The 1071-nt window shown below is 66.5% G+C and carries 1 protein-coding gene; it reads right to left on the bottom strand.

What is annotated here, in order from left to right; translation table 11 throughout:
* Nucleotides 1–93: 93 nt before the first annotated feature.
* A complete protein-coding gene (locus ACFYWL_RS31265) occupies nucleotides 94–759 on the bottom strand; it encodes a PadR family transcriptional regulator (RefSeq protein WP_386980465.1) in 666 nt (221 codons plus the stop codon).
* Nucleotides 760–1071 lie beyond the last annotated feature (312 nt).

Raw genomic sequence — 1071 nt, 5'->3', positions numbered from 1 at the left:
CGCGGCGCAGTTGCCCACGCCGACGATGGCTACGCGAACCGAACCCATTCCGGTTGCTCCCTGTGTGTACTAGGTGAAGCCCTTGCGGGAGCTTCACGTGGCGGTGTCGTCGGGCGTATCCGGCCGGGACGTCTCCCCGGTCCGGGGCAGGCCGCCCGTCGCTCCAGTGGTGGTGTCCTGCTGAGCGGGCTTCCCGTCGGCGGAGGCCCTGAGGTCCCGTCCGGCACGCTCGCTCTCGATGAGCTCGTTCAGCCAGCGCACTTCGCGCTCCACGGACTCCATCCCGTGGCGCTGGAGCTCGAGGGTGTAGTCGTCGAGGCGCTCCCGGGTGCGCGCGAGCGAGCCGCGCATCTTCTCCAGACGTTCCTCAAGACGGCTGCGGCGGCCTTCGAGCACGCGCATGCGCACGTCGCGCGAGGTCTGCCCGAAGAAGGCGAAGCGGGCGGCGAAGTGCTCGTCCTCGTACGCGTCGGGTCCCGTCTGCGCGAGCAGCTGCTCGAAGTGTTCCTTGCCTTCCGCCGTCAACCGGTAGACGATCTTGGCGCGCCGGCCCGCGAGGGAGGCGGCGAGGGCGTCCTCGGGCGCACTCCCCGGTTCCTCGATCAACCAGCCGTTGGCGACCAGCGTCTTGAGGCAGGGGTAGAGCGTCCCGTAGCTGAACGCGCGGAACACACCCAGTGACGTATTGAGTCGTTTACGCAGTTCATAGCCGTGCATCGGAGATTCGCGGAGCAGGCCGAGTACGGCGAACTCAAGGATCCCGGAACGCCGGCTCATCGTCGCCTCCTCTCTGCCGCGACCCGTCGAGCGGGCCCCGTGTCGGTTCGTATGCCGTGCTGATGTATCGACTCGATACATCAGCACGATAGAACGGCCTTGCTGGTGCGACAAGAGGGGGAGTCGTGAACGGCGTCACATCACTGATTCGTCGGCAGTAAGTTGCCTGATTTGGGGTGAACTTCGGGGCCCGACGGGTTTTGGCGGTGCGTAGTCTGTGCGGCATGCATACCGCCGGGAACCGTGTGACGCAGGGGAACGTCATGGTTGCCGGTGTCGTACGGATGAGTGCGG

The sequence above is a fragment of the Micromonospora sp. NPDC002575 genome (assembly GCF_042889525.1).
GTDB lineage: Bacteria > Actinomycetota > Actinomycetes > Mycobacteriales > Micromonosporaceae > Micromonospora > Micromonospora carbonacea.
The sequence above is the reverse complement of the archived record's forward strand: the minus strand, read 5'-3'. Positions and strand labels throughout refer to the sequence as shown.